1 protein-coding gene is annotated in these 1,456 nt (G+C 68.5%); it reads left to right on the top strand.

Features of this window, described 5'->3' with window-relative positions; translation table 11 throughout:
* Positions 1–378: 378 nt before the first annotated feature.
* Positions 379–1,456 (top strand): redox-regulated ATPase YchF (ychF, locus tag BZY54_RS43870; RefSeq protein WP_086730944.1); only part of this gene is annotated, 1,078 nt, incomplete at its 3' end.

Here is a 1,456-nt window from a genome sequence, read left to right as displayed (position 1 = left end):
CGGGGGGCGGACGCCGGCCGCCGGCCGGGCGTCGGGCCCCCGGAGGACGCCGCCCCGCGGGCTCTTTTCCGCGCCCCCGCCCCTCGGAGGACAGGCCCTCCTGGGACGAAAGACGCCGTTGCGTCTGCGCCCGTTGCTGCACCCCCGGTGGAGGCACCGGCGGCCTGCCGCGTCGCGGTCCGTGCTGCTGAGGTCGCGTCCTGGGTTGCTCCACTGGACCAACCTAGGTCTGCTTATGTGTCGAATAGGCCGTTTGACACGCCGCGCGGCCCAGCCTGCCCAAGCGTTCGAACTGTCGCGGGGCCGGCGCGCGACACGCCGTAGACTGGTGGATCGGCCGCTTGGCCCCCAGTCTCCTCACGTACGGGAAGTCGCAACGTGTCGCTCACGATCGGAATCGTCGGTCTGCCGAACGTCGGCAAGTCGACCCTGTTCAACGCCCTGACCAAGAACGACGTGCTCGCGGCCAACTACCCGTTCGCCACGATCGAGCCGAACGTCGGTGTCGTGGGCGTTCCGGACGGTCGCCTCGCCCAGCTCTCCTCGATCTTCAAGTCGGAGCGGATCCTGCCGGCCACGGTCGACTTCGTCGACATCGCCGGTATCGTGCGCGGCGCCAGCGAGGGCGAGGGACTCGGCAACAAGTTCCTCGCCAACATCCGCGAGTCGGACGCCATCTGCCAGGTCATCCGCGCCTTCAAGGACGAGAACGTCGTGCACGTCGACGGCAAGGTCTCGCCCAAGGACGACATCGAGACGATCAACACCGAGCTGATCCTCGCCGACCTCCAGACGATCGAGAAGGTCCTGCCCCGGCTCCAGAAGGAGTCCCGGATCAAGAAGGACGTGGCCCCGAAGGTCAAGGCCGTCGAGGAGGCCAAGGAGATCCTGGAGAAGGGCGACACGCTCTTCGCGCACGGCATCGTCCAGGGCACCGAGCGCAACGAGCTGCTGCACGACCTGCACCTGCTCACCACCAAGCCGTTCCTGTACGTCTTCAACGTCGACGAGGACGAGCTGACCGACGAGGACTTCAAGAACGAGCAGCGCGCCCTGGTCGCCCCCGCCGAGGCGATCTTCCTCAACGCCAAGCTGGAGGCCGACCTCGCGGAGCTGGACGAGGACGAGGCCCTGGAACTCCTGGAGTCCGTCGGCCAGCACGAGCCGGGCCTGGCCACCCTCGCCCGCGTCGGCTTCGACACCCTCGGCCTGCAGACCTACCTGACGGCGGGCCCCAAGGAGTCCCGCGCCTGGACCATCAAGAAGGGCGCCACGGCCCCCGAGGCGGCCGGCGTGATCCACACCGACTTCCAGAAGGGCTTCATCAAGGCCGAGGTCATCTCCTTCGAGGACCTGGTCGCCGCCGGCTCGGTCGCCGAGGCCCGCGCCAAGGGCAAGGCCCGCATGGAGGGCAAGGACTACGTGATGCAGGACGGCGACGTGGTGGAGTTCCGCT

Origin of the sequence: Streptomyces carpinensis (assembly GCF_002154505.1) — a bacterium.
Lineage (GTDB): Bacteria > Actinomycetota > Actinomycetes > Streptomycetales > Streptomycetaceae > Streptomyces > Streptomyces carpinensis.
Note: the sequence above shows the minus strand (reverse complement) of the source record. Positions and strands in the feature narration are given on the sequence as shown.